This window comes from Nocardiopsis sp. iso_186 (genome assembly GCF_056173365.1).
The window spans coordinates 692,388-712,384 of the sequence record NZ_CM149670.1 but is presented as its reverse complement, the minus strand read 5'-3'; the positions used below and the strand labels follow the sequence as shown (position 1 = coordinate 712,384).

21 protein-coding genes are annotated in these 19,997 nt (G+C 69.7%); 11 read left to right on the top strand and 10 right to left on the bottom strand.

Annotation, left to right across the window (positions count from 1 at the left end; genetic code table 11):
- Positions 1 to 228: 228 nt before the first annotated feature.
- The 7 genes from AC0VYP_RS03280 (at position 229) to AC0VYP_RS03250 (ending at position 6,429) form a co-directional block, all read left to right on the top strand.
- Positions 229 to 1,794, top strand: a complete 1,566-nt coding sequence (locus AC0VYP_RS03280; RefSeq protein WP_432707509.1) for an LCP family protein — start codon at positions 229 to 231, stop codon at positions 1,792 to 1,794.
- 104 nt (positions 1,795 to 1,898) lie between these two features.
- Positions 1,899 to 2,603, top strand: a complete 705-nt coding sequence (locus tag AC0VYP_RS03275) for a hypothetical protein (protein WP_285761150.1) — start codon at positions 1,899 to 1,901, stop codon at positions 2,601 to 2,603.
- A gap of 128 nt (positions 2,604 to 2,731) precedes the next feature.
- The gene (locus AC0VYP_RS03270) at positions 2,732 to 3,361 is read left to right on the top strand and encodes a hypothetical protein (RefSeq protein ID WP_285761149.1); all 630 of its coding nucleotides are present in this window, start codon (positions 2,732 to 2,734) and stop codon (positions 3,359 to 3,361) included.
- A gap of 233 nt (positions 3,362 to 3,594) precedes the next feature.
- A complete protein-coding gene (locus tag AC0VYP_RS03265; protein ID WP_475472407.1) occupies positions 3,595 to 4,926 on the top strand; it encodes a UDP-glucose dehydrogenase family protein in 1,332 nt (443 codons plus the stop codon).
- Between the two features lie 34 nt (positions 4,927 to 4,960).
- Positions 4,961 to 5,377 (top strand): CoA-binding protein, encoded by a 417-nt coding sequence (locus AC0VYP_RS03260; RefSeq protein ID WP_475472405.1) that lies wholly within the window; start codon positions 4,961 to 4,963, stop codon positions 5,375 to 5,377.
- A 177-nt stretch (positions 5,378 to 5,554) separates the two neighbouring features.
- Entirely contained in the window at positions 5,555 to 6,166 is a 612-nt protein-coding gene (locus tag AC0VYP_RS03255) for a hypothetical protein (protein WP_475472403.1), read from the top strand.
- Positions 6,166 to 6,429: a helix-turn-helix domain-containing protein gene (locus AC0VYP_RS03250; RefSeq protein WP_285761145.1), complete on the top strand. Its 264-nt coding sequence runs from the start codon at positions 6,166 to 6,168 to the stop codon at positions 6,427 to 6,429. The genes AC0VYP_RS03255 and AC0VYP_RS03250 overlap by 1 nt, the downstream gene beginning before the upstream one ends.
- Here the strand turns inward: AC0VYP_RS03250 and purE are convergent.
- Complete coding sequence (gene purE, locus AC0VYP_RS03245) at positions 6,384 to 6,920, bottom strand: 5-(carboxyamino)imidazole ribonucleotide mutase (protein ID WP_285761144.1); 537 nt, start codon at positions 6,918 to 6,920, stop codon at positions 6,384 to 6,386. The genes AC0VYP_RS03250 and purE overlap by 46 nt on opposite strands.
- Positions 6,917 to 8,038 carry a 5-(carboxyamino)imidazole ribonucleotide synthase gene (locus tag AC0VYP_RS03240; RefSeq protein ID WP_475474147.1) on the bottom strand — a complete coding sequence of 374 codons (1,122 nt, stop codon included), beginning with the start codon at positions 8,036 to 8,038 and terminating at the stop codon, positions 6,917 to 6,919. Before AC0VYP_RS03240 ends, purE begins: the two co-directional genes overlap by 4 nt.
- 148 nt (positions 8,039 to 8,186) lie before the next feature.
- On the opposite strand from AC0VYP_RS03240, the gene AC0VYP_RS03235 reads away from it, so the two are divergent.
- The 3 genes from AC0VYP_RS03235 (at position 8,187) to AC0VYP_RS03225 (ending at position 10,949) form a co-directional block, all read left to right on the top strand.
- The gene (locus AC0VYP_RS03235) at positions 8,187 to 8,693 is read left to right on the top strand and encodes a GtrA family protein (RefSeq protein ID WP_285761142.1); all 507 of its coding nucleotides are present in this window, start codon (positions 8,187 to 8,189) and stop codon (positions 8,691 to 8,693) included.
- A 232-nt stretch (positions 8,694 to 8,925) separates the two neighbouring features.
- On the top strand, positions 8,926 to 9,594 hold the full coding sequence (locus tag AC0VYP_RS03230; protein WP_475472400.1) for a response regulator transcription factor: 669 nt from the start codon (positions 8,926 to 8,928) through the stop codon (positions 9,592 to 9,594).
- Positions 9,595 to 9,665: 71 nt separating this feature from the next.
- Positions 9,666 to 10,949 carry a sensor histidine kinase gene (locus tag AC0VYP_RS03225; protein WP_285761140.1) on the top strand — a complete coding sequence of 428 codons (1,284 nt, stop codon included), beginning with the start codon at positions 9,666 to 9,668 and terminating at the stop codon, positions 10,947 to 10,949.
- 130 nt (positions 10,950 to 11,079) lie between these two features.
- Here AC0VYP_RS03225 and AC0VYP_RS03220 read toward each other — a convergent pair whose 3' ends face one another.
- From AC0VYP_RS03220 to AC0VYP_RS03195, 6 genes are all read right to left on the bottom strand, one after another.
- Positions 11,080 to 11,724, bottom strand: a complete 645-nt coding sequence (locus AC0VYP_RS03220) for an MBL fold metallo-hydrolase (protein WP_475472398.1) — start codon at positions 11,722 to 11,724, stop codon at positions 11,080 to 11,082.
- Positions 11,725 to 12,810 (bottom strand): S-(hydroxymethyl)mycothiol dehydrogenase, encoded by a 1,086-nt coding sequence (locus AC0VYP_RS03215; protein ID WP_475472396.1) that lies wholly within the window; start codon positions 12,808 to 12,810, stop codon positions 11,725 to 11,727.
- Between the two features lie 183 nt (positions 12,811 to 12,993).
- On the bottom strand, positions 12,994 to 14,001 hold the full coding sequence (locus tag AC0VYP_RS03210; protein WP_285761267.1) for an adenylate/guanylate cyclase domain-containing protein: 1,008 nt from the start codon (positions 13,999 to 14,001) through the stop codon (positions 12,994 to 12,996).
- A 168-nt stretch (positions 14,002 to 14,169) separates the two neighbouring features.
- Positions 14,170 to 14,694 (bottom strand): PH domain-containing protein, encoded by a 525-nt coding sequence (locus AC0VYP_RS03205; protein ID WP_285761137.1) that lies wholly within the window; start codon positions 14,692 to 14,694, stop codon positions 14,170 to 14,172.
- A 41-nt stretch (positions 14,695 to 14,735) separates the two neighbouring features.
- A complete protein-coding gene (locus AC0VYP_RS03200; protein WP_285761136.1) occupies positions 14,736 to 14,939 on the bottom strand; it encodes a DUF397 domain-containing protein in 204 nt (67 codons plus the stop codon).
- On the bottom strand, positions 14,936 to 15,778 hold the full coding sequence (locus AC0VYP_RS03195; protein ID WP_475472394.1) for a helix-turn-helix domain-containing protein: 843 nt from the start codon (positions 15,776 to 15,778) through the stop codon (positions 14,936 to 14,938). Before AC0VYP_RS03195 ends, AC0VYP_RS03200 begins: the two co-directional genes overlap by 4 nt.
- Positions 15,779 to 16,063: 285 nt before the next feature.
- On the opposite strand from AC0VYP_RS03195, the gene AC0VYP_RS03190 reads away from it, so the two are divergent.
- The gene (locus AC0VYP_RS03190) at positions 16,064 to 16,390 is read left to right on the top strand and encodes a hypothetical protein (RefSeq protein ID WP_475472392.1); all 327 of its coding nucleotides are present in this window, start codon (positions 16,064 to 16,066) and stop codon (positions 16,388 to 16,390) included.
- A gap of 30 nt (positions 16,391 to 16,420) precedes the next feature.
- Here the strand turns inward: AC0VYP_RS03190 and AC0VYP_RS03185 are convergent, their stop codons facing one another.
- Together AC0VYP_RS03185 and AC0VYP_RS03180 are read right to left on the bottom strand one after the other, a co-directional pair.
- On the bottom strand, positions 16,421 to 17,272 hold the full coding sequence (locus tag AC0VYP_RS03185; protein ID WP_475472391.1) for a biotin--[acetyl-CoA-carboxylase] ligase: 852 nt from the start codon (positions 17,270 to 17,272) through the stop codon (positions 16,421 to 16,423).
- 80 nt (positions 17,273 to 17,352) lie between these two features.
- A complete protein-coding gene (locus AC0VYP_RS03180; RefSeq protein WP_475474145.1) occupies positions 17,353 to 19,953 on the bottom strand; it encodes a phosphoenolpyruvate carboxylase in 2,601 nt (866 codons plus the stop codon).
- Between the last annotated feature and the right edge of the window lie 44 nt (positions 19,954 to 19,997).

The following is a 19,997-nucleotide window of genomic DNA, read 5'->3' as shown; positions in this document are numbered from 1 at the left end:
ACCGCGGCCGCGCACGCGCTCCCGCGGGTTTCGACACCCCCGAGCGCGGGGGGTGAAAGATTCCGGTAAGCGGCGGCTGGGAACGTCTTGTGCATCCGGCATCGTGGCGAATTGGCAGGCAACACGCCGCGGGTGTCTTCTTCGATCCACTGGCCGGATTCCTGACAACCTGTAGGGGTTGCACACATTGGGCCTTGGGGGAATGGTCGATGGGGCGGAGGCCAACTGGTGAACGGTGACGGTGACCCAACGACGGGGGGCGCCCCGGAGTTTCGCCGGGTGCGTTCGGGGCCGGTCCCTCCTGTGGACGGCAGCGGCTCCGGTCCGCGTCGGGGAGCAGCAGCCGTGGGCAGTCCCGCGTGGCTGCCCAGTGCTGCGGCGAGGCGGCGCCGGTTGACGCTGTTGTTGGCCGGGGTCATGTCGATGGTGGTGCTGCTGGCGTCGGGGACGGCATGGGCGATCACCGGCTGGGTCTCAGGACGGCTCAACCGCGACGACGTGTTCGCCGGGCTGCTGGACGCCGACCGCCCGGAAGCAGGCCCCCGAGGCGCACTGAACATCCTGGTGATCGGTTCGGACGGTCGCGGCGATATGCAGCGCGAGCGCCAGGACGAACTGGGGGTCGGCCACACCGACGGACAGCGCTCGGACACGATGATGCTGGTGCACGTCAACAACGACCGTGACCAGATCACGGTCGTGGGCATCCCGCGCGACTCCTGGGTGCAGATTCCGGGGCACGGCGGGGACAAGATCAACGCCGCTTACGCCTACGGCGGCCCGCAATTGGCGATCCAGACGGTGGAGCTGGCCTCCCGGGTGCGAATCGACCACTACGTCGAGGTCAACTTCAGCGGGTTCGTCGATGTCGTGGACGCCCTCGGCACGATCACGGTGTGCCTGCCCGAGGCGATCCAGGACGAGAAGGCGCACCTGGACATGGCGGCGGGGACGCACGAGGTGGACGGCGCCCAGGCGCTGGCCTTCGCGCGGACCCGCAAGACCTCCGACGGCGACCTGGACCGCATCGACCGCCAGCAGCAGGTGCTGGCCGCACTGTTGAACAAGGCGCTGAGCACCGAGACCCTCACCGACCCCGCCAAGTTCACCCGGTTTCTCGACAGTTCACTGAGCTCGGTGACCGTGGACGAGGGTCTGGACACCACCACCATCAACCAGCTGGGCAATCAGCTGAGTTCCATCACCCTGGACGACGTGTCCTTCACCCAGGTTCCGATCGGGCAGTTGGACTACTGGACGCCCAACGGCGACCTCGCCATCAAGTGGCACGAGGAGCGGGCCCGGGAGATGTTCACCAAGATCAGCCGCGACGAGCCGTTGGCCGCGCCCCCGGAACAGGAGGCCGGTGCGCCGACCGCCGACGAGGCGATCGCTCCCGGCGAGATCGCTCTGGAGGTCTTCAACGGGGTGGGCACGCCGGGGTTGGGCTCCACCGTGCGCACCGAGCTCACCACGGCGGGATTCGCGGTCGCCGGGGAGGCACAGAACTGGCCGACCCGGGACGTGGCCGAGTCCCTGGTGCGCTACGCGCCGGGGCAGGAGGCCGCGGCACGGGCCGTGCTGGAGGCCGTTCCCGGAGCGCGCCTCGAGGAGGACGCGACCCTGGCCGCACGGGTACAGCTGGTCGTGGGGTTCAACTACACGCGGGTGGCCGCGCCGGCGGCCGGCTCGGTTCCCGAGCCGAGCGCCGAGGCGTCCGCGCCGGACGGAACGGGATCGGGCGGACGGGACTCCGTGAACACCACTACGGCGGCGGAAAACATCTGCGGCTAGCCCGGGCAGCACGTCGGCCGGTCGGGGAGCTCCCCGACCGGCCGACGTTAGTTCAGCCGGCAAAGTGGTAGGAGGAAGGGCAAACCTGCCCTCGGGAGGATCCCTTGCTGCGCCACCCGCTCGGCCTGCTCGTCGGGCTGTTCATCACACCTCTCCTCTGGTCCGGCGCCGCGTGGTCAACGGCCGAGATCGGCTCGCATCTACAGAACCAGCAGTTCAGTGATCCGCTGCTGTTGACCGCTTGCGCCACGATGATGGGGGTCGGTCTGGCCGCCGGCCTGCTCGCCGGCTCACGAATCTCTCCCCTGGCCGCCTTCCTCCCCGGGGTGTCCATGCTGGGCGGCAGCCTCTGGGCACTGCTCAACTACCCGTCGATGGCCGCGGTACTGCCGTCCTGGTTCGAGCCGGGTTCGCTGTTCCACCCCTTGGGCCCCGGCCTACCGGTCTTCCTGGGGGTGGGGACGCTGCTGTTCATCTCTGCCCTGATCCCGTCACGGTGGCGCTCCGCACGCAGGACCGAGGAGGCACCGATGCCTTACGCACCGGCGCCCGAACCCGCTGCACCGCCCGTCGTAGAGGCAACCCCCGACTACGACTACTCCGCGCCGCCCGAACGAGAAGAGCCCCAGCCGCTTCCGCGGCGCAGGTGGACGCCCAAGCCCGCGCGGCCGCGCTATGCCGACGACCGCTACACGGCCGGCTCCGACGATCCGACCCGGACCACCACGCCGTTCCGGCGGAGCGAGGACGGGTTCGAGGCGGTGGAGCCCAAGGGCGAGGAACATACCCGGACCTTCCGCGACGGCTGAGCCCGCCGAGCGTCAGTGGGCCAGTACCGCATCGGTGTGGCACGGGTGACGGCCGCGCGGGATCATGGTGCCCTCGGCCCACCCCCGTATCAGGGGCGCGGTTCACCAGATCATCGAGGAGGTCACCCATGTCCAACGCACTGCGGCATGCGATCGGCGGTGTCGCTGGCCTTGTCGCGACCCCCCTCATCGTCGCCGGAACGGGATGGGGCAGCATGCAGCTGGCCCAGGTCCTGACGCGGTTCAGCCTGGACCTGGCGGTGACGCTGCCCGGACTGCTGGCCTTGGCGACCACCGGCCTGCTCATCGGGTTGCTCGCGGGGTCGCGGCTCTCCCCTCTGGGGTCACTGGTTCCGGGGGTCGTACTGACGGTATGGGGGGTGTGCGCCTTTTTGCCCATGACCTCGATGCTGTTCCTGCGCCTGTTGCCGCTGGAGTACTCGTACGCGGTGATCTTCTATCCGGTGCTGGGCGTGCTGCTGGTGGGGGCTTCCCTGACGCCTTCGCGCTGGCGTGCGGTCTCCTCTGCGCCGGCACCTGCCGCACCGGCACCCCGCCCCCTCGACGCGCAGCCGTGGCAGAGCCCCACCCCGCCGTGGCAGCAAAAGCAGGTCGTCGAAGCCGCGCAGCCGCAGGACGCACCGGTCCCCCACCTGTACGGCACCGGTCCCATCCCGCAGATTCCGGCCGAGCCGATGCACTTGTACGGCACCGGCCCCATCCCGCGGATCACCGACGAGCCGGAGCCGCCGCGCTGAACGGCCCGCCCGCACAACGCGACAGGACGACTGCTTTCCGAACGAATCATGAAATCTTTCTCTTCGGGTTCGTCTCGGGATTGGCGGGCTCGCGACTGGCAATGTCTCCGGCACGGACTCCGGGTACCACACCGCATCCGCGGTGTCCCTATGCGCGCCGGGCCCTCCCCCCGCGCCGCAACCCGAGCACGCCGGTACCATGCCAAAGCCCGTAGCGAGGAAGGACAAATCCATTGGTCGAGAAGCAGCGCCTGAAGATCTCGGTGCTGGGTACCGGATACCTTGGTGCCACGCACGCCGCCTGCATGGCCGAGCTGGGATTTGACGTGATCGGCCTGGACGTCAACCAGGCCAAGGTTGACAGCCTGTCGGCCGGTCGAGTGCCGTTCTACGAGCCCGGGCTGGAAGAGGTGCTCAAACGCAATCTCGCCTCCGGCCGACTGCGGTTCACCACCGACTATGCCGAGGTCAGCGCGTTCGCCGACGTGCACTTCATCTGTGTCGGCACGCCCCAGCAGGCCACCTCCAACGCCGCGGACCTCACCTATGTTGACGCGGTCGTGGAGACGCTGGCGCCGTACCTGACCAAGCCCACCGTGGTCATCGGCAAGTCCACCGTGCCGGTGGGCACCGCCTCCCGGGTCATGGCCCGCCTGCACGGCACCGCGCCTGCCGGCCAGGAGGTCTCCGTCGGATGGAGCCCGGAGTTCCTGCGCGAGGGGTTCGGGGTGGAGGACACCCTCAACCCCAATCGGATCGTGCTCGGCACGTCCTCGGAGCGGGCGGAGGCCGTGATGCGCGAGGTGTCGGCCAGGCAGATCGCGGCGGGCATCCCCTTCCTGGTGACCGACCTGCAAACCGCCGAACTGGTCAAGGTGTCGGCCAATGCCTTCCTTGCGACCAAGATCTCGTTCATCAACGCCATGGCCGAGGTGTGCGAGGCGGCGGGCGCCGACGTGATCCAGCTGGCCGCGGCGCTGTCGCACGACGACCGCATCGGCGGCAAGTTCCTCGGCCCGGGGCTCGGCTTCGGCGGGGGTTGCCTGCCCAAGGACATCCGGGCGTTCATGGCGCGCGCCGACGAACTGGGGGTGGAGCCCGCGCTGTCCTTCCTGCGCGAGGTGGACGCCATCAACCAGCGCCGCCGCGCACGCACCATCGACATCGCGCGGGGACTCATCGGCGGCAACTTCGCCGGACGCACCGTGGGCGTGCTCGGTGCGGCGTTCAAACCCAACTCCGACGACATCCGGGACTCCCCCGCCCTGGACGTCGCCGCGACCATCAGTTCGCTGGGCGCGAAGGTCATGGTCTATGACCCCGAGGCGTTGGAGAACGCACGGGCCGCACACCCCGACCTCACCTTCGCGCACTCGATGCTGGAAGCGGTCCGCGACGCCGATGTGGTGCTGCTGCTGACCGAGTGGGCCGAGTTCCGCGACGCCGACCCCGACGAACTGGCCAAGGTGGTCTCCCAGACCAAGATCGTGGACGGGCGCAATGCCCTGGACCCCGAGCACTGGCGCGGGCACGGTTGGATCTACCGGGCGCTGGGACGCCCCTGAGCCGATCCCGGCGACGCGGGACGACAATGGACGCATGGAACTGATCAACGACGAAGCCGCACTGCGCCGCATGTTGACCGAGAGCGAGGTCTGGGCCGTGGTGGGCCTGAGTGACAACCCGGCCCGCCCGGCGTACGGAGTCGCCCGCTTCCTCACGTCCAAGGGCAAGCGAATCGTCCCGGTCCACCCGTTGGCTGCTGCCGTGCACGGGGAGCCCGGCTATGCGCGCCTCTCTGACATTCCCTTCGACGTGGACGTGGTGGACGTCTTCCGCCGCTCGGCGGACGCCGGTGCCGTGGCCGACGAGGCGCTGGCCCGTCCCGAGGTGGGCGGCGTGTGGTTCCAGCTCGGGGTGACCGACGACGCGGCAGCCGGGCGAGTCCTGGCCGCGGGCCGCGCCATGGCCATGGACCGCTGCCCGGCGATCGAGTGGCCGCGCCTGGTGGGCTGAGCGTCGTCGCTCCCTCGAAGAACGGCCGGTTCGTGGCGCGCGCCGGCCGAGCGGCGTCACCGGTGGGCAAGCGACGTTTCGCCCCGGGGCCGGACGGAGACCCGACGCACCGATTGACATATCGAATATCGATGCCTATCGTTTTTCGTTGTTATCGAAAAACGATAGGCAAGGCTCATGTTTCCGGAGACACCCATCAATTCGCGGCTGCGCCCCTTGCGCGGCCTTGTCCAGGCCCTCGCTCTGATCACCGGAATCTTCGCCGTGGCGACAGTAGTGGTCGCCCTATGCGGCGCCTTCGGGCTTCTCGACTCCCCTGTCGCCGTGCGCGTCTCCTCGTCGCTGGTGGACGGGCTGGCCACGGCACCCGGCGCGCTCGCCACCGGTGTGGCGCCGGGCGGTGACGTGGACCTGGTGTTCACCGACCCCACCTGGACACAGCGGCTGCTGGGCGCGACCGGACCGGTGGTTTCACTGCTGCTGCTCACGGTCGGGCTGATCATGCTGAACCGGGTGGCCGGTGCAGCCCTTCGCGAGGGGGCTTTCACCGAGCAGGTGTCCCGAGGGCTGCGCACGCTGGGAGTCTTCACCGTGCTCGGGGCGCTAGCGCACTCCGTGCTGGAGCTGGTCACTACGCTGGCGCTGAGCGCCCAGGCACTGGCTTCCGGGCTGTCCGCGTCCTGGTCGGTGCCCCTGCTTCCACTGACGTGCGGCCTCGGGGTTCTGGCCGTCGCCGAGATCGTGCGACACGGCCTGTCCATGCGCGAGGACCTCGAAGGCACCGTCTGATGGCGCCCGAGGCCGAGGGTCCCGGGCATTTCATCTCGGTCCACCTGGACACGCTGTTGGCCCAGCGGGGAATGACACTGGTCGAACTCTCCCATCGCGTGGGAGTGACAGTGGTCAACCTCTCGATCCTCAAGAACGGCCGGGCCAAGGCCATACGGTTCTCCACCCTGGCCCGGCTGTGCGAGGTCCTGGGCTGCCAGCCCGGCGACCTCCTGGGCTACCGCGCTCCAAACCCGAACGAGGACGGCCCCTCGGCAACCTGACGGCGCAGACGCTCACCCTTGGCGTGCGCCTGCTCCTTGAGTTCGACCTGGAAGCGCGCCATCCGCTCGCGCAACGCCTCGTCGTGGGCGGCCAGCATGCGCACCGCGAGCAGCCCGGCGTTGCGCGCCGCACCCACTGCGACGGTGGCGACCGGGACCCCGGCGGGCATCTGCACGATGGACAGCAGGGAGTCCATGCCGTCCAGGTACTTCAGCGGAACCGGCACCCCGATGACCGGGAGGGTGGTGACCGACGCCAACATGCCGGGCAGGTGTGCGGCACCGCCGGCACCGGCGATGATCGCCTTGAGGCCACGGTCGGCGGCCTCGGCACCGTAGGCGATCATCTCGTGCGGCATCCGGTGCGCGGAGACGACATCGGCCTCGAACGAGACACCGAACTCGTCCAGCGCCGTTGCCGCGTCCTGCATGAACGGCCAGTCGGAGTCGCTGCCCATCACGATCCCGACGGCGGGTCCGGTCTGCGTCACTGCTGGTCTCCCTTGAGGTATTCGGCTGCGTCGCGGGCCCGCGCCAACAGGTCGGCGTGGTCGTCCCCCACGACCGTGACATGGCCGATCTTTCGACCGGGGCGGACCTCCTTGCCGTAGAAGTGCACCTTCAGCTCGGGGTCCTTCGCCATCACATGAATGTAGCGGCCGTGGACGTCGGGATCCGTGCCGCCGAGCAGGTTCGCCATCACCGTGTAACGACCGACGGCCCGCGGCGACCCCAACGGAAGGTCCAGGACGGCCCGCAGGTGCTGCTCGAACTGGGAGGTGCACGCGCCGTCGATGGTCCAGTGCCCGGAGTTGTGCGGCCGCATCGCCAACTCGTTGACGACGACGCCGTCGGTGGTCTCGAAGAGCTCGACGGCGAGCATGCCCACGACCTCCAGGGCGTGCGCCAACTCGATGGCGAGCTCCTGGGCGCGGCCGGCCCGCTCCTCGTCCAGACCGGGCGCGGGCGCGATGACCTCATGGCAGATGCCGTCGCGCTGCACCGTCTCGACGACCGGGTAGACCGCGACCTGGCCGTAGGGGGAGCGGGCGACCTGGACGGCGAGTTCTCGGGTGAAGGCGACCCGCTCCTCCGCCAGGAGCGCGACACCGGAGTCGGCCGCGCGGCGCAGCACGACGCTCGCGTCGTCAGCGTCGTTGACCACCCACACGCCCTTGCCGTCGTAGCCGCCGCTGGCGGCCTTGAGCACGACCGGCCACCCGGCGCCTCCGGCGAACTCGGTCACGTCCTCGATCGTGGCGACGGCGCGCCAGCGCGGGCAGGGCGCGCCGAGCTCGGTGAGCCTGGCCCTCATCAGCAGTTTGTCCTGGGCGTAGCGCAGCGCCGAGCGTGAGGGACGCAGGACGACGCCGTCCTCCTCCAGGGCGCGCAGCACCGGCTCGGGGACGTGCTCGTGGTCGAAGGTCACCACGTCGCAGGACTTGGCGAAGGCCAACAGGTCGGGCAGGGCCCGGTCGTCGCCGAGCTGGGTGGCCGCCACAACGAGGGCGGCGCTGTCGGTGGCCGTGTTGGCCAGCACTCCGAAGTTCACCCCCAGCCCAATCCCCGCCTGGTGGGTCATCCGGGCGAGCTGACCACCCCCGACCATTCCGACGGAGGGGACAGGACGGTTACTCTCGCTCACAGCGCCTCGAATCTTGGTTCACAGTGCGGGGAGGGTTGACTTCTCGCCGCGCGGCCAACGCGGCACCCGCAAAAGTGTAGTGACCTCCCTGAACCCTGATCGGACCCGGCTCGTGCGACCATTCACCACCCTGTACCGGCGTTTCTCCTGGCTCGTGCACGAACTCGCGAAGTTCGGCACTGTCGGCGCGTTGGCATACGTGGTGCAGATCGCCGTGACGAACCTGTACTGGTACGCCTACGCCGGTGACCGGCAGGACGTCCTCGCGGTACTGATCGGGCAGACCGTCGGCACGGTTTGTGCGACGGTCGTGGCGTTCCTGGGCAACCGGTTCTGGACCTTCCGGCACCGGGCGCGCAGCGGACTGCTGCGCGAGTACGCCCTGTTCTTCGCACTCAACGGGGTGGGACTGCTGATCCAGCTGGCCTGCGTGTGGGCGACCGTGTCCCTGCTCGGGCTGGACGGTCCGCTGGCCCGCAACATCGCGGGCAACGTCGTGGGAGTCGGACTGGGCTCGCTGTTCCGATTCTGGTCCTACCGCAAATGGGTGTTTCGCACACCGGAATCACATGACGCCGGGGCGGCCGATCGTCCGCCGGTCCGCGCCGATCAGGAGTAGCCGAGGAACCTGTCCGATCGGCGTTTTCCGGGACCGGTCGAACACGCCTTTCACACCGATGCCGAAGCGCCGCCCTCCCGACACAGGCACGCCCCGGGGACGGGTCGGCACCCCGAATCCCGCACGGTAAGTGAAGTATGTTGACTATGAGGCTTGCGCATTTTTGGTCAACCCCTGGTCAATCGGCGCGCATAACCGGGAAAACGGTGAACGGCGGCTTACGATCTGCTCCATGACCTGCGTTTTGCTGGCCGAGGACGACACCTCGATCTCCGAGCCGCTCGCCCGTGCGCTCCGCCGGGAAGGCTACTCGGTCGATGTCACCGTCAACGGCATAGAGACTCTCGAACGCGCCCGTGCGGGCGACGTCGATCTGCTGGTCCTCGATTTGGGGTTGCCAGAAATGGACGGACTGGAGGTAGCCCGGCGCCTGCGCGCCGAGGGGCACGGAACCCCAATACTGATCCTGACCGCTCGTGCCGACGAGGTGGACACCGTGGTCGGCCTGGATGCCGGCGCCGACGACTACGTCACCAAGCCCTTCCGACTGGCCGAACTCCTGGCCAGAGTCCGCGCGCTGCTGCGCCGCGGCGGCGGCGAGGTCCCCGTCGTGCACGGAGTCCGCATCGACAACGACTCCCGACGCGCCTGGCTCGGCGACCGGGAACTCCAACTGACCACCAAGGAATTCGATCTTCTCCGTGTCCTGGTACGCGACGCCGGTAAAGTCGTCACTCGCGAACAGATCATGCGCGAGGTGTGGGACACCAACTGGTGGGGTTCCACCAAGACCCTGGACATGCACATCTCCTGGCTGCGCCGCAAACTCGGCGACGACGCCAACCAGCCTTCCTACATCACCACGGTGCGCGGCGTGGGCTTCCGGTTCGAGCGGGAGTGAAACCGGGTCCGCGGCGTGGCGCCCGCGAAACCGACCGACGAACGAGGGCGCCACGCTGGCGATGAGGTGACATGCGCAGGCGGATGCTGTTCTCCACTCTGGTGGTGGCCATCATCGCGGTAATGCTGCTGGGGCTCCCTTTGGGAGCGCTGACCTACCAGCAGGTCTACAACGACAACGCCGAACAGTTGCGGCGCGAGGCCGAACTGATCGTCACCGAGGCCGACTCTCAGCTGGAGAGCGACGGCACGATCGATCCTGCCTACTTCGCGGCGACTTATCCCGAGCGCTATCTGGAGATCACTCCACGCAACGGCGAAACGGTGCAGACGGGGGGCTGGCACTACAACCCGCGCGCCCCCGAAGCCACCACCGCACTGAGCTCGGAAACCGTCTCCGCCCGGGGCACGCGGGTGATCGTCTGGCGCGGCACCGAACGTGTCCGCGAGAACATCATCAGCGCCTGGGTCGGGATCGCCTCACTGTCCCTGCTGGCCATCGGCGTCGCCGTGGGCCTGGCGATGCTCCAGGCCCGCCGGTTGACCCTGCCGCTGGTGGACCTTGCCGCAACCGCCGAGCGTCTGGGGTCGGGGGTGGCCACCCCGTGGGGGCACCGTTACGGCATTCCGGAGGCCGACGCGGTCGCGGAGGTACTGGACCGCAGCGCCGAACGCATCGCGAGCCTGATCTCCACCGAACGCCACTTCGCCACCGACGCCTCCCACCAGCTGCGCACCCCGCTCACGGCGTTGACGATGCGGCTGGAGGAGATCATCGCCGAGGCCGACGACCCCGCGGTGGTCCGCGAGGAGGGCGAAGCGGCACTGGCCCAGACCGAACGACTCGTGCAGATCGTGGAAAGTCTGCTGGGCCGGGCCCGTAAGACACAGAACCCGGAGGTCCGGGCCGTTTCCATCGACGAGGTCATCGACCAGTTCGTGGCGGAGTGGCGGCCGGTCTTCACCCAGGCCGGGCGGGAACTACGCCTGGCCGGCATGGACGGACTCACCGCGATGACGGTGCCCACCGACCTTTCCCAGATCCTGGCAACGCTGGTGGAGAACGCGTTCAAGCACGGCGCGGGCGCGGTCACCGTACGCCGCCTGGAGTCGGGGCAGTCCGTACGCATCGAGGTCAGCGACGAGGGCGACGGAATCCCCGAGGAGCTGTCACCGCGGATCTTCGAACGCGAGGTGACCGGCGGCAACGGTACCGGCCTGGGCCTGGCGCTGGCCCGCCACATCGCCGAGGCGGAAGGGGCGCGCGTGGAGTTCGTCCAGGCCCGCCCCACGACCTTCGCCCTGTTCCTGCCCGTGGGCGGCGGCGGGCTCATCCGCTCGACCGGCCCGGCCTAGCCCGACCGGTCCCCTCCACGCCCCGTCGGCCGCCGACCGGGAACGGGCCGCCACACGGTTGTCGTGTGCGGCGGCCCGTTCATCGCCGCAGGTGCCGTTCCCCGACGTGGCGAACGGACACCGTCAAAGGTCAGTGCCCCCGCTTCACCCACTCGTCCAGGTGCGGGGCCTCGGCCCCGATGGTGGTGGAGTCGCCGTGGCCGGTGTGCACCACGGTCTCCGGCGGCAGCCCCAACAGACGCTCACCGATCGAGGAGACGATCGTCGGGAAGTCCGAGTAGGACCGCCCCGTGGCGCCGGGGCCACCCTGGAACAGGGTGTCGCCGGTGAAGACCACGCCGAGCTCGGGGGCGTGCAGGCACACGGCGCCGGGCGCGTGGCCCGGCGTGTGCAGAACCTCGAGGTTGACACCGCCCGCTTGCAGCCACTCCCCCTGGAGCAACGGTGCGTCCGGCTGGCGGTCGGGGTAGACCATCTCCCACAGCACCGCGTCATCGGGGTGCAGCAGGATCGCGGCTCCGGTGAGATCGGCGAGTTCGGCGGCGGCGTTGATGTGGTCGTTGTGCCCGTGGGTGCACACGATCGCCATCAACTCCCGGTCGCCCAGCGCCCGGGCGATCGCCGCGGCGTCGTGCGCTGCGTCGATGACGACCGCCTGCCGCTCGTCACCGATGATCCAGACGTTGTTGTCGACCTCCCACTCGCCGCCGTCCAGGCGAAACACCCCGGAGGTGACGAGTTTTTTGATGGGGGCGGCAGCGATTTCGTCGGCCATTTAGAAGACCACCACCGAACGCAGGACATCACCGCGGTGCATCTTGGCGAACGCCTCCTCGACGTCGTTGAGGCCGACCTTCTCGGTCACGAAACGGCCGAGGTCGAGCCGACCCTGAAGATAAAGGTTGATGAGCATCGGGAAGTCTCTGGAGGGCAGGCAGTCGCCGTACCAGGAGGACTTCAACGCGCCGCCGCGACCGAACACGTCCAGCAGCGGCAGGTCGATGCGCATCTCGGGGGTGGGGACCCCCACCAGGACCACCGTACCGGCGAGGTCGCGAGCGTAGAACGCCTGTTCGTAGGTCTCGGGGCGGCCCACTGCGTCGATGACGACGTCGGCGCCGTTGCCGCCGGTGAGTTCGCGGATCGCCTCGATCGGGTCGGTCGAACCGGAGTTGACGGTGTGGGTGGCGCCGAAGTCGCGGGCCCACTCCAGTTTCCGGTCCGACAGGTCCACGGCGATGATCTTCTCTGCACCGGCCAGCCGGGCGCCGGCGATGGCGGCGTCACCGACCCCGCCGCAGCCGAAGACCGCCACGGAATCGCCACGGGTCACGCCGCCGGTGTTGATGGCCGCGCCGATGCCCGCCATCACCCCGCAGCCCAGCAGGCCCGCGACCGCAGCTCCTGCGGCGGGGTTGACCTTGGTGCACTGTCCCGCCGCGACCAGGGTCTTCTCAGCGAAGGCACCGATCCCCAGCGCGGGCGAGAGCTCCGTGCCGTCGGTCAGCGTCATCTTCTGGGTGGCGTTGTGGGTGTTGAAGCAGTACTGCGGGCGGCCCCGGTTGCAGGCGCGGCACTGCCCGCACACCGCGCGCCAGTTCAAGATCACGAAGTCGCCCGGTTCGAGACCGGTGACCCCGGCACCGACCTCCTCGACGATGCCCGCGGCCTCGTGGCCGAGCAGGAAGGGGTAGTCGTCGTTGATCCCGCCCTCGCGGTAATGCAGGTCGGTGTGACAGACCCCGCATGCCTGGATCGCGACCACGGCCTCTCCGGGGCCGGGGTCGGGGACGATGATCGTCTCAACCGATACCGGCGCCTTCTTCTCACGCGCGACGACAGCTTTTACCTCGTGCGGCATGCAAACTCCTTCGTCCTCGGACACCGGGTGTGGCCTTCCAACATGCCCGACGGATCCGGCACGGGAAAGGACCTCGCTCGGCCGTGTGCCGAGCCCGGTGAACATACCTGGTCGGGCCGGTCGCCCTCCTTGGTGGTCGCGTCCAGCCGGCATTACCCACCAGAGTCCCGTTCATTCCCGGAGTCAGACCCCCGGTACGGCCACCTCGAAGCTGCGGCGCAGGACGTGGGGCTGCAATTGGCCCAGTCCGTGGGCGTGCCGGGCCCTGGCCCCCACCACCTGGTAGGCGGAGTCGCCTTCGAGCAGCTCGGCCAGTGCGTCGTCGATGAGGACGGTCCCGGGGCGGGCGAAGGAGGTGAGGCGACTGGCGCGGTTGACGGTGGTGCCGAACACGTCGCCCAGCAGCGCGAGGACCGGACCGTAGGCGAGCCCGACCCGGACGTCGGGAACCTCGATGTGCGTCTTCACTCCATCGGCCAGCTGCAGTGCGATCTCGGCCGCTTGGCGGGCGGAGTCGGTGACGTAGAGGATTTCGTCGCCCAGCGTCTTGACCACCCGGCCGCCGCCGGAGGCGACGATGTCGGCGGAGGTCGCCTCGAAGCCCTCGACGACCTCGGCCAGCCCCACCTCGTCGAGCTCACGGCTGAGCGTGGTGAAGGAGACGAGGTCGGCGAATCCCACGACCAGCGGGAAGTAGTTGGGGGCCGCGTCCTCGCTCTGCTCCATGACGGCCAGGGTCCGCGTGACGGAGGCCGCCAACTGGCGGCGCCAGATGTGCACGAGGAGTTTCTCGGCCTCGGGGATCAGTTCCTTGGTCAGTCCGACCAGCGGTCCGAGCTGGTTGTCCTCGGCGTTGTTGCCGGGAGAGTAGGACAGCGTGGTGAGGATGCTGGTCTGCCATTCGGCGAGCCGGGTCATGGTCTGCCCCATCGCCCGGGCCAGCCGCACGGCCGACTCCTCGTCGAGGAGGCCGGTGGCGAGCAGGTTCGTGGTGACCCTCAGCGCCTCGACGTCGCCGTCGGTGAAGGCGGGGACCTCATGGCCGCGGGCCGCGAATCCCAGGGCCCGCCAGACACGGTTCACGAACTCCGGGGACGCGCCCGACAGGCGGACCACCTCTGCGCGGGTGTATCGCGCCTCGCCTCCCAACAGGGCGGCTTCGATCTCCTTGGGGTCGGGACGCGACGACATGTTTTCTCTCATGTTCGGGTGCACCTTCGAGGACCGGATGTCCAGAGGTGCGACAGCGCGGGGCACGCCCGTTCTCGGACACGCCTGACTGCCGGTTTAGTACGTCGGGGGTGGGCCCGTCAAGAAACCGGCCGGTCGGCGGCGGCGCGCCCCTGCGCCCCGCGCCGGTCAGGGCGCCTGTGTCGGGGGCCGGTGGTGCCTGCGCTGTTCCTCGTCCACCTGCCGGTAGATCTGGCTCTGCAACCACTCCACCCGGGGCACCTTGGTCAGCAGCAGCCCCTCCTGTTCGGAGGCCGACTGCACCGAGAGCGTGCCGTAGCGCATGATGCGCTCCCACAGCGAGATGGAGAACGACACGTCGTTGATCCGGGTCAGCGGCATGTCGCGGCCGTGCCGGGCGAGGATGCCGTGCCGGTAGAGCAGGCGGCGGTTGGTGAGGATGTAGACGGTGCTCCACCACTTGAGGAGCGGCACCAGCCAGAACGCGAGGGCGGCGACGACGGCCAGGCCGATCACCGCGTAGAGCGCCCACTGGCCCCACTGTTCCTCGGTGGGCAGCAGCCACACCGCGACCGCCGCGATCCCGGCGACGAGCAGCAGCGCGATGAACTCCCCGACCAGGAGGGTCCAGTGTTGGCGGGTGACGTACACCAGCTCTTCGTCGTCGGCGAGATAACGGTCCGCGATAGGCATGGCATGAATAGTGGCACAACGGTGCACCGCGCGGTAAGCGGCTACAGGCGGCCGGCAACGGCCCCCGCCAGGAACGCCCGCCATTCCCCTGCGCCGAACACCAGGCGGGGCCGCTCGGGGTGCTGGGAGTCGCGCACGTTCATCCGACGCTGCTGCGGTGCGACCTCCACACATGCCCCTCCCTGCGAACCGCTGTAGGAGGACTTGCGCCAGGACGGACCGGACTGCTGCGACACGCTGTTCATAGCTCCCTCATGACGGCCGTGACCAGATCGGCGGAGGCCCGCGGGGAGAGCGCCTGACCGCACAGCGCCACGAAGGCGCCTCGGGCCGGGGCGACGTCGCGCGCCTGGTCCGTCATTGTCGCACTGCCGCGTCCCTCGACATAGAGCAGCGGCGGCTCGACCGCGAATTCCAAGAGAATCCACGAACCGTCGAGCCCGGCGTGCTCCTGACTGTCGGTCGGCAGCACCGACAGCGTCACGTGGTGGCGGTCGGCCATCGCCAGCAGGTGCGCCAACTGCCCGCGCAACACCGCCCGCCCGCCGATGGGGCGGCGCACCACGACCTCGTCCACCACCACCCGCAGGAACGGCGGGCGGTCGCGCTCGAACACCCGTTGACGGACCATCCGGGCGGCGGTTTTGCGCTCGACCTCCTCGGGGGTGGCCGCCGGCACTCCGCAGGCGATGACCGCGCGGGCATAGGACGCGGTCTGCAACAGTCCCGGCACGGTCTGGGTCTGGTACTCGTCGATGGCCGTGGCCTCGGCCTCCAGCAGGGTGTAGGGCTTGAACCACGCGGCGTAGGCGTCCGCGTTCTTCAGCAGCGGCATGATCCGGCCCAGTGCGCCGCCGGTATCGAGGACACGGTCGCAGGCGTGGGTGAAACGATCGTCGGGGCGGCGTCTGCCGCCTTCGATCATGGACACCTTGGAGCGGCCGTAGCCGACCTCGGCGGCCAGTTGCTCCTGGGTGAGACCGGCTGCCTGGCGGTAGCGCTTGAGCTCGGTGCCGTAGTAGGCAGCCGCACCGGGTTCGAGGACGGGTTCACCGGCCGGCGGGACCACACGGAGATCGACCATCGCGGACTCCTGGTGACTGAGGAGAATCGAGGAGGGAACCGGCTGGTGGGAGACGCCGACGGCGCGAGGAGGCCGGTCGCCTGTCACGCTAACCCACGGTTGCGGGGCGCGATCGGCCGTTCAAGGATTTCTCGCGTCGCACTTGAGGCCCCCGTTGCCACGCTTTTCTCGCGTCTGCCACAGCCCGCCACACCGGAGTCGGATATCACGGACACGACGTCGCACTCCCGATCGCGACGCCAAAGCCATCGCGCCAGGTCAATCCGCTGCCACATGCTCGTATCCATGAACGAGACAGTGAACCCCACGGCTGCTGACCGATCCGGCCCGGCACGGCTGCACCGGGAAACCGAAGCGATGGTCCGAGAGGAAGCTCCGCTGCGTTTCGCGGTCTGTGCGGTCAACGAAGCCGAGAACGACGCCGCGATTCTCGTGTGGGGGCAGGAATTCCCCGACGGCCGGGTGGAGGTCGTCCCCGATCTGTCGCGCGTGCGGGGATCGTTTCGCAGCGTTGACAGCCTGCTTCGCCGGATGCGCGCCTGCGGGGACCATCCCCTGCGGCTCGTCCGGCTCGACCCGGAACGCCCCCCGACCACGCCCGGCCCCCTATGACCGGGTGCTATCCGATACGGACGGCAGCGGTCAGCCCTCCCCGCGCACGTGCACCACGTCGCCCGCGCTGAGCGCCGTCTCGACGCCGTCGTCGGCGCGCACGGTGAGGCGGCCCTCGGCGTCGATTCCGGTCGCCGTGCCGTGCAGGAGTACGTCGCCGGGCAGATGGACCCGGACCTGGCGGCCCACTGTGTCGCAGCAGGCGCGGTACTCAGCGGCGAGCCCACTGGCCTCGGCGTCGCCGCCGTGGCCGACCCACGCGGTGTAGCGGTCGGCGAAACCGCGCAGCACCGCACGCAGCAGCGGATCGCGGTCGGTGCAGGGCGCCTGCGCGAGGGCCAGCGAGACAGCGGTGTCCACCGGGAGCTCTTCGGCGCGTTGGGAGACGTTGAGGCCCATACCGACGACGATCGCGTTGCCCTGCGGAGCGAACACCGCTTCGGCGAGGATGCCGGCGAGCTTGCGGTCCCCCAACAGGACGTCGTTGGGCCACTTCAGTACGGCGTTGACCTCGGCGATCCGGCGCAGCGCGCCCACCGCGGCAACGCCCATCAGCAGCGACATCCAGCCGTATCCGTTGGTCACGGCATCGGGGCGCAGCAGTACCGAGAAGGTCAACGCCGCACGCGCCGGGGTGTGGAACGCGCGGTCCAGGCGCCCGCGGCCGGCCGTCTGATGCTCGGTGACCAACACCGATCCCCCGGCGAGACCGTCCCTGGCCCGGGCTGCGAGCTCGGTGTTGGTGGAGGCCGTCGCAGGTGTCACCTCGACCCCGGTCCACAGGGCCCCGGGACGCACGAGCGCACGCACCAGCCCCCGCTCGTTCAACGGAGGCCGGTCGAGGTCGGAGTAGGGCGAGGAGAAGTCGTCGAACGAGGTCATGTGCCCATTGAACCGCCTCCGCACGGCCCTCGGGGCGGGGCGGGCGAACCAGCGCCCGCCCCGCCCGGCGACCGCGCCGGTCAGCCGGTGTTCTGCAACCCGGCGGCGACGCCGTTGACCGACAGCAACAGCAGCCGCTCCAGGTGGCTGCGGTCCTCGGTGGACAGCGCCTCGGCCTCGCCCGTGCGCAACGCCTCCAGGGCACGCAGTTGCAGGTGGGAGAGTGCGTCCACGTAGGGGTTGCGCAGGTCCACCGCGCGCGAGAGCACGCTGCGGTTCTCCAGCAGACGGGTGTGGCCGGTGACTCCGAGCACGATCTCGCGGGTGCGGTCGTACTCGGCGAGGACCCGCTCGGTGAGCTCGGGCCGACCACCCAGTGCCAGATAGCGCTCGGCGATCACCCGGTCGGTCTTGGCGAGGCTCATCTCCGCGTTGTCCAGCAGCGACGCGAACAGCGGCCATTCGGCGTAGGCCGCACGCAGGGCGTCCACGTCGGGGGCCGCGGCCAGGCCCGTCCCCAGGCCGTACCAGCCGGGAAGGTTGACCCGGGTCTGCGTCCAGGCGAACACCCAGGGGATCGCGCGCAGGTCGTCCAGGCCGGTGGCCGCCGAGCGGCGCGAGGGACGCGACCCCAGTCGCAGCTCTCCCAGCTCCTCCAACGGGCTGACCTGGGAGAACCATGCGGCGAACCCCGGGGTGTTGACGAGATCGCGGTAGGCCCCGTGTGCGGCCTTGGCCACGGTGTCGGCGACCTCGCGGAACTTCGTCGCGGCCTCCTTGGCGCGGTCCTGCACGGTTGCCGTGGACGCCATGAGCACGGCGTGCCCGACCTGCTCGATGTGACGGCGGGCGATCGCGGGCTGCCCGTACCTCGCGAAAATGACCTCGCCCTGCTCGGTGACCTTGAAGCGGCCGTCCACCGACCCCGGCGCCTGGGCGAGCACCGCCCGGTTGGCGGGGCCGCCGCCGCGGCCCAGCGCGCCGCCGCGGCCGTGGAAGAGGGTCAGCGTGACGTCGTTGCGCGTGGCCCACTCCGCCAGCTGCGCCTGGGCGTCGTAGAGGCGCAGGGTCGCACTGACCGGGCCGACGTCCTTGGCGGAGTCGCTGTAGCCGAGCATGACCTCCAGGCGGCGCCCCGTGGCATCGAGGCGGCCGATGATGCCGGGCAGGGCGAGCATGCCGTCCAGGACCTGGGGCGAGGCTTCCAGGTCCGCGCCGGTCTCGAACAGCGGGATGACGTCGAGGACGGGCGCCTTCCCGGTGGGCAGCGCGTACTCGGCGAGCTCGTAGACGGCGGCGACGTCCTCGGCGGAACGGGTGAAGCTGACGATGTAGCGGCGGCACGCCTCGACACCGAACCGCTCCTGGATCCAGGCGATGACCCGCAGCGTGGCCAGGACCTCCCGGGTCTGCTCCGACAGTTCCTCCCCTGCGCGCAACTGCTCCAGAGCCGCGGCGTGCACGGCGCTGTGCTGGCGTACCTCCAGCTCCGCGAGGTGGAAACCGAAGGTCTCGGCCTGCCAGATGAGGTGCTGAAGCTCACCGTATGCCTGACGGTGGGCGCCGGCAGCGGCCAGCGACTCCTGCACGGTGCGCAGGTCGGACAGGAACGCCTCGGGCCCCGGGTAGGCGAGGTCGGCGTTGCGCTCACGGGTGGCGCGCAGCCGCTCCGTGGCCAGGAGCAGGAGCTGCCGGTGCGGCTCGTTGGGCGAGCGCTTGAGGATCTTGCCCATCATCCGGGGATACCCGGCCTGGGCCGTGGCCAGGGTGTCGCGCAGGTCGCCACTCGCCGGGGTGAGATTGGAGTACTCGGTGTGGGTGCGGCTGATGCGTCCGCAGGCGTTCTCCAGCGCGCGCAGCACGTGCTCGGACTGGATGGCGATGGCCTCACGGGTGATCTCGTGCGTGACGAAGGGGTTGCCGTCGCGGTCGCCGCCGATCCAACTGCCGTAGCGCACGAACGGGCGGGCCTGCGAAGGACGCTGACCGCTGCCGGCGGCGTCGATCGCGGCGTCCAGGGTGCGGTACACCTCGGGGATGATGCGGAAGATGGTCTCGTCGAAGGCCGCGAGCGCGGTGCGCACCTCGTCCAATGGGTCCATCTTGGTGTAGCGCAGCTGGGAGGTGCGCCACAGCAGGTCGATCTCCTCCAGGAGCCTGCGGTGTGCCTCGGCCTCCACGGTGCTTCCCGGGTGCGCGGCGCGCAGCTTCTCCAACTGCTCGCTGACCCGCAGGATAGAGGTGGACACGGCGCGGCGGCGCGCCTCGGTGGGGTGCGCGGTGAGGACCGGATGGAACTCCATGCCGTCCACGAGTTCGGCGAGGCGCTCCTCACCGCTGCTCTCGCGGATCGCGCGCACGGCAGCGGCCAGCGACTCGCGCGGCGGGTTGTCGGCGTCGTCGCGCTCACGCAGGGACCGAATGCGGTTGTGCTCCTCGGCGAGGTTGGCGAGGTGGAAGTAGACGGTGAAGGCGCGGGCCACCTGCTTCGCCCGCTCCAGCGGGAAGGAGGCGACCAGCTCGGTGATCTGCTCACCGGTGACCGACCCGTCGCGGGCTCCGATAACGGCGTGCCGCAGGCGTTCGACGTCGTCGAGCAGATCTTTCCCGCCGTTCTCTGCGAGCACTGTGCCGAGCATCTCGCCGAGCAGGCGGACGTCGCCACGCAACTGGTCGGGCATCTCCTGGCGTGCGCTGTCGCGTGTCATGGGGGAGACGATACCCA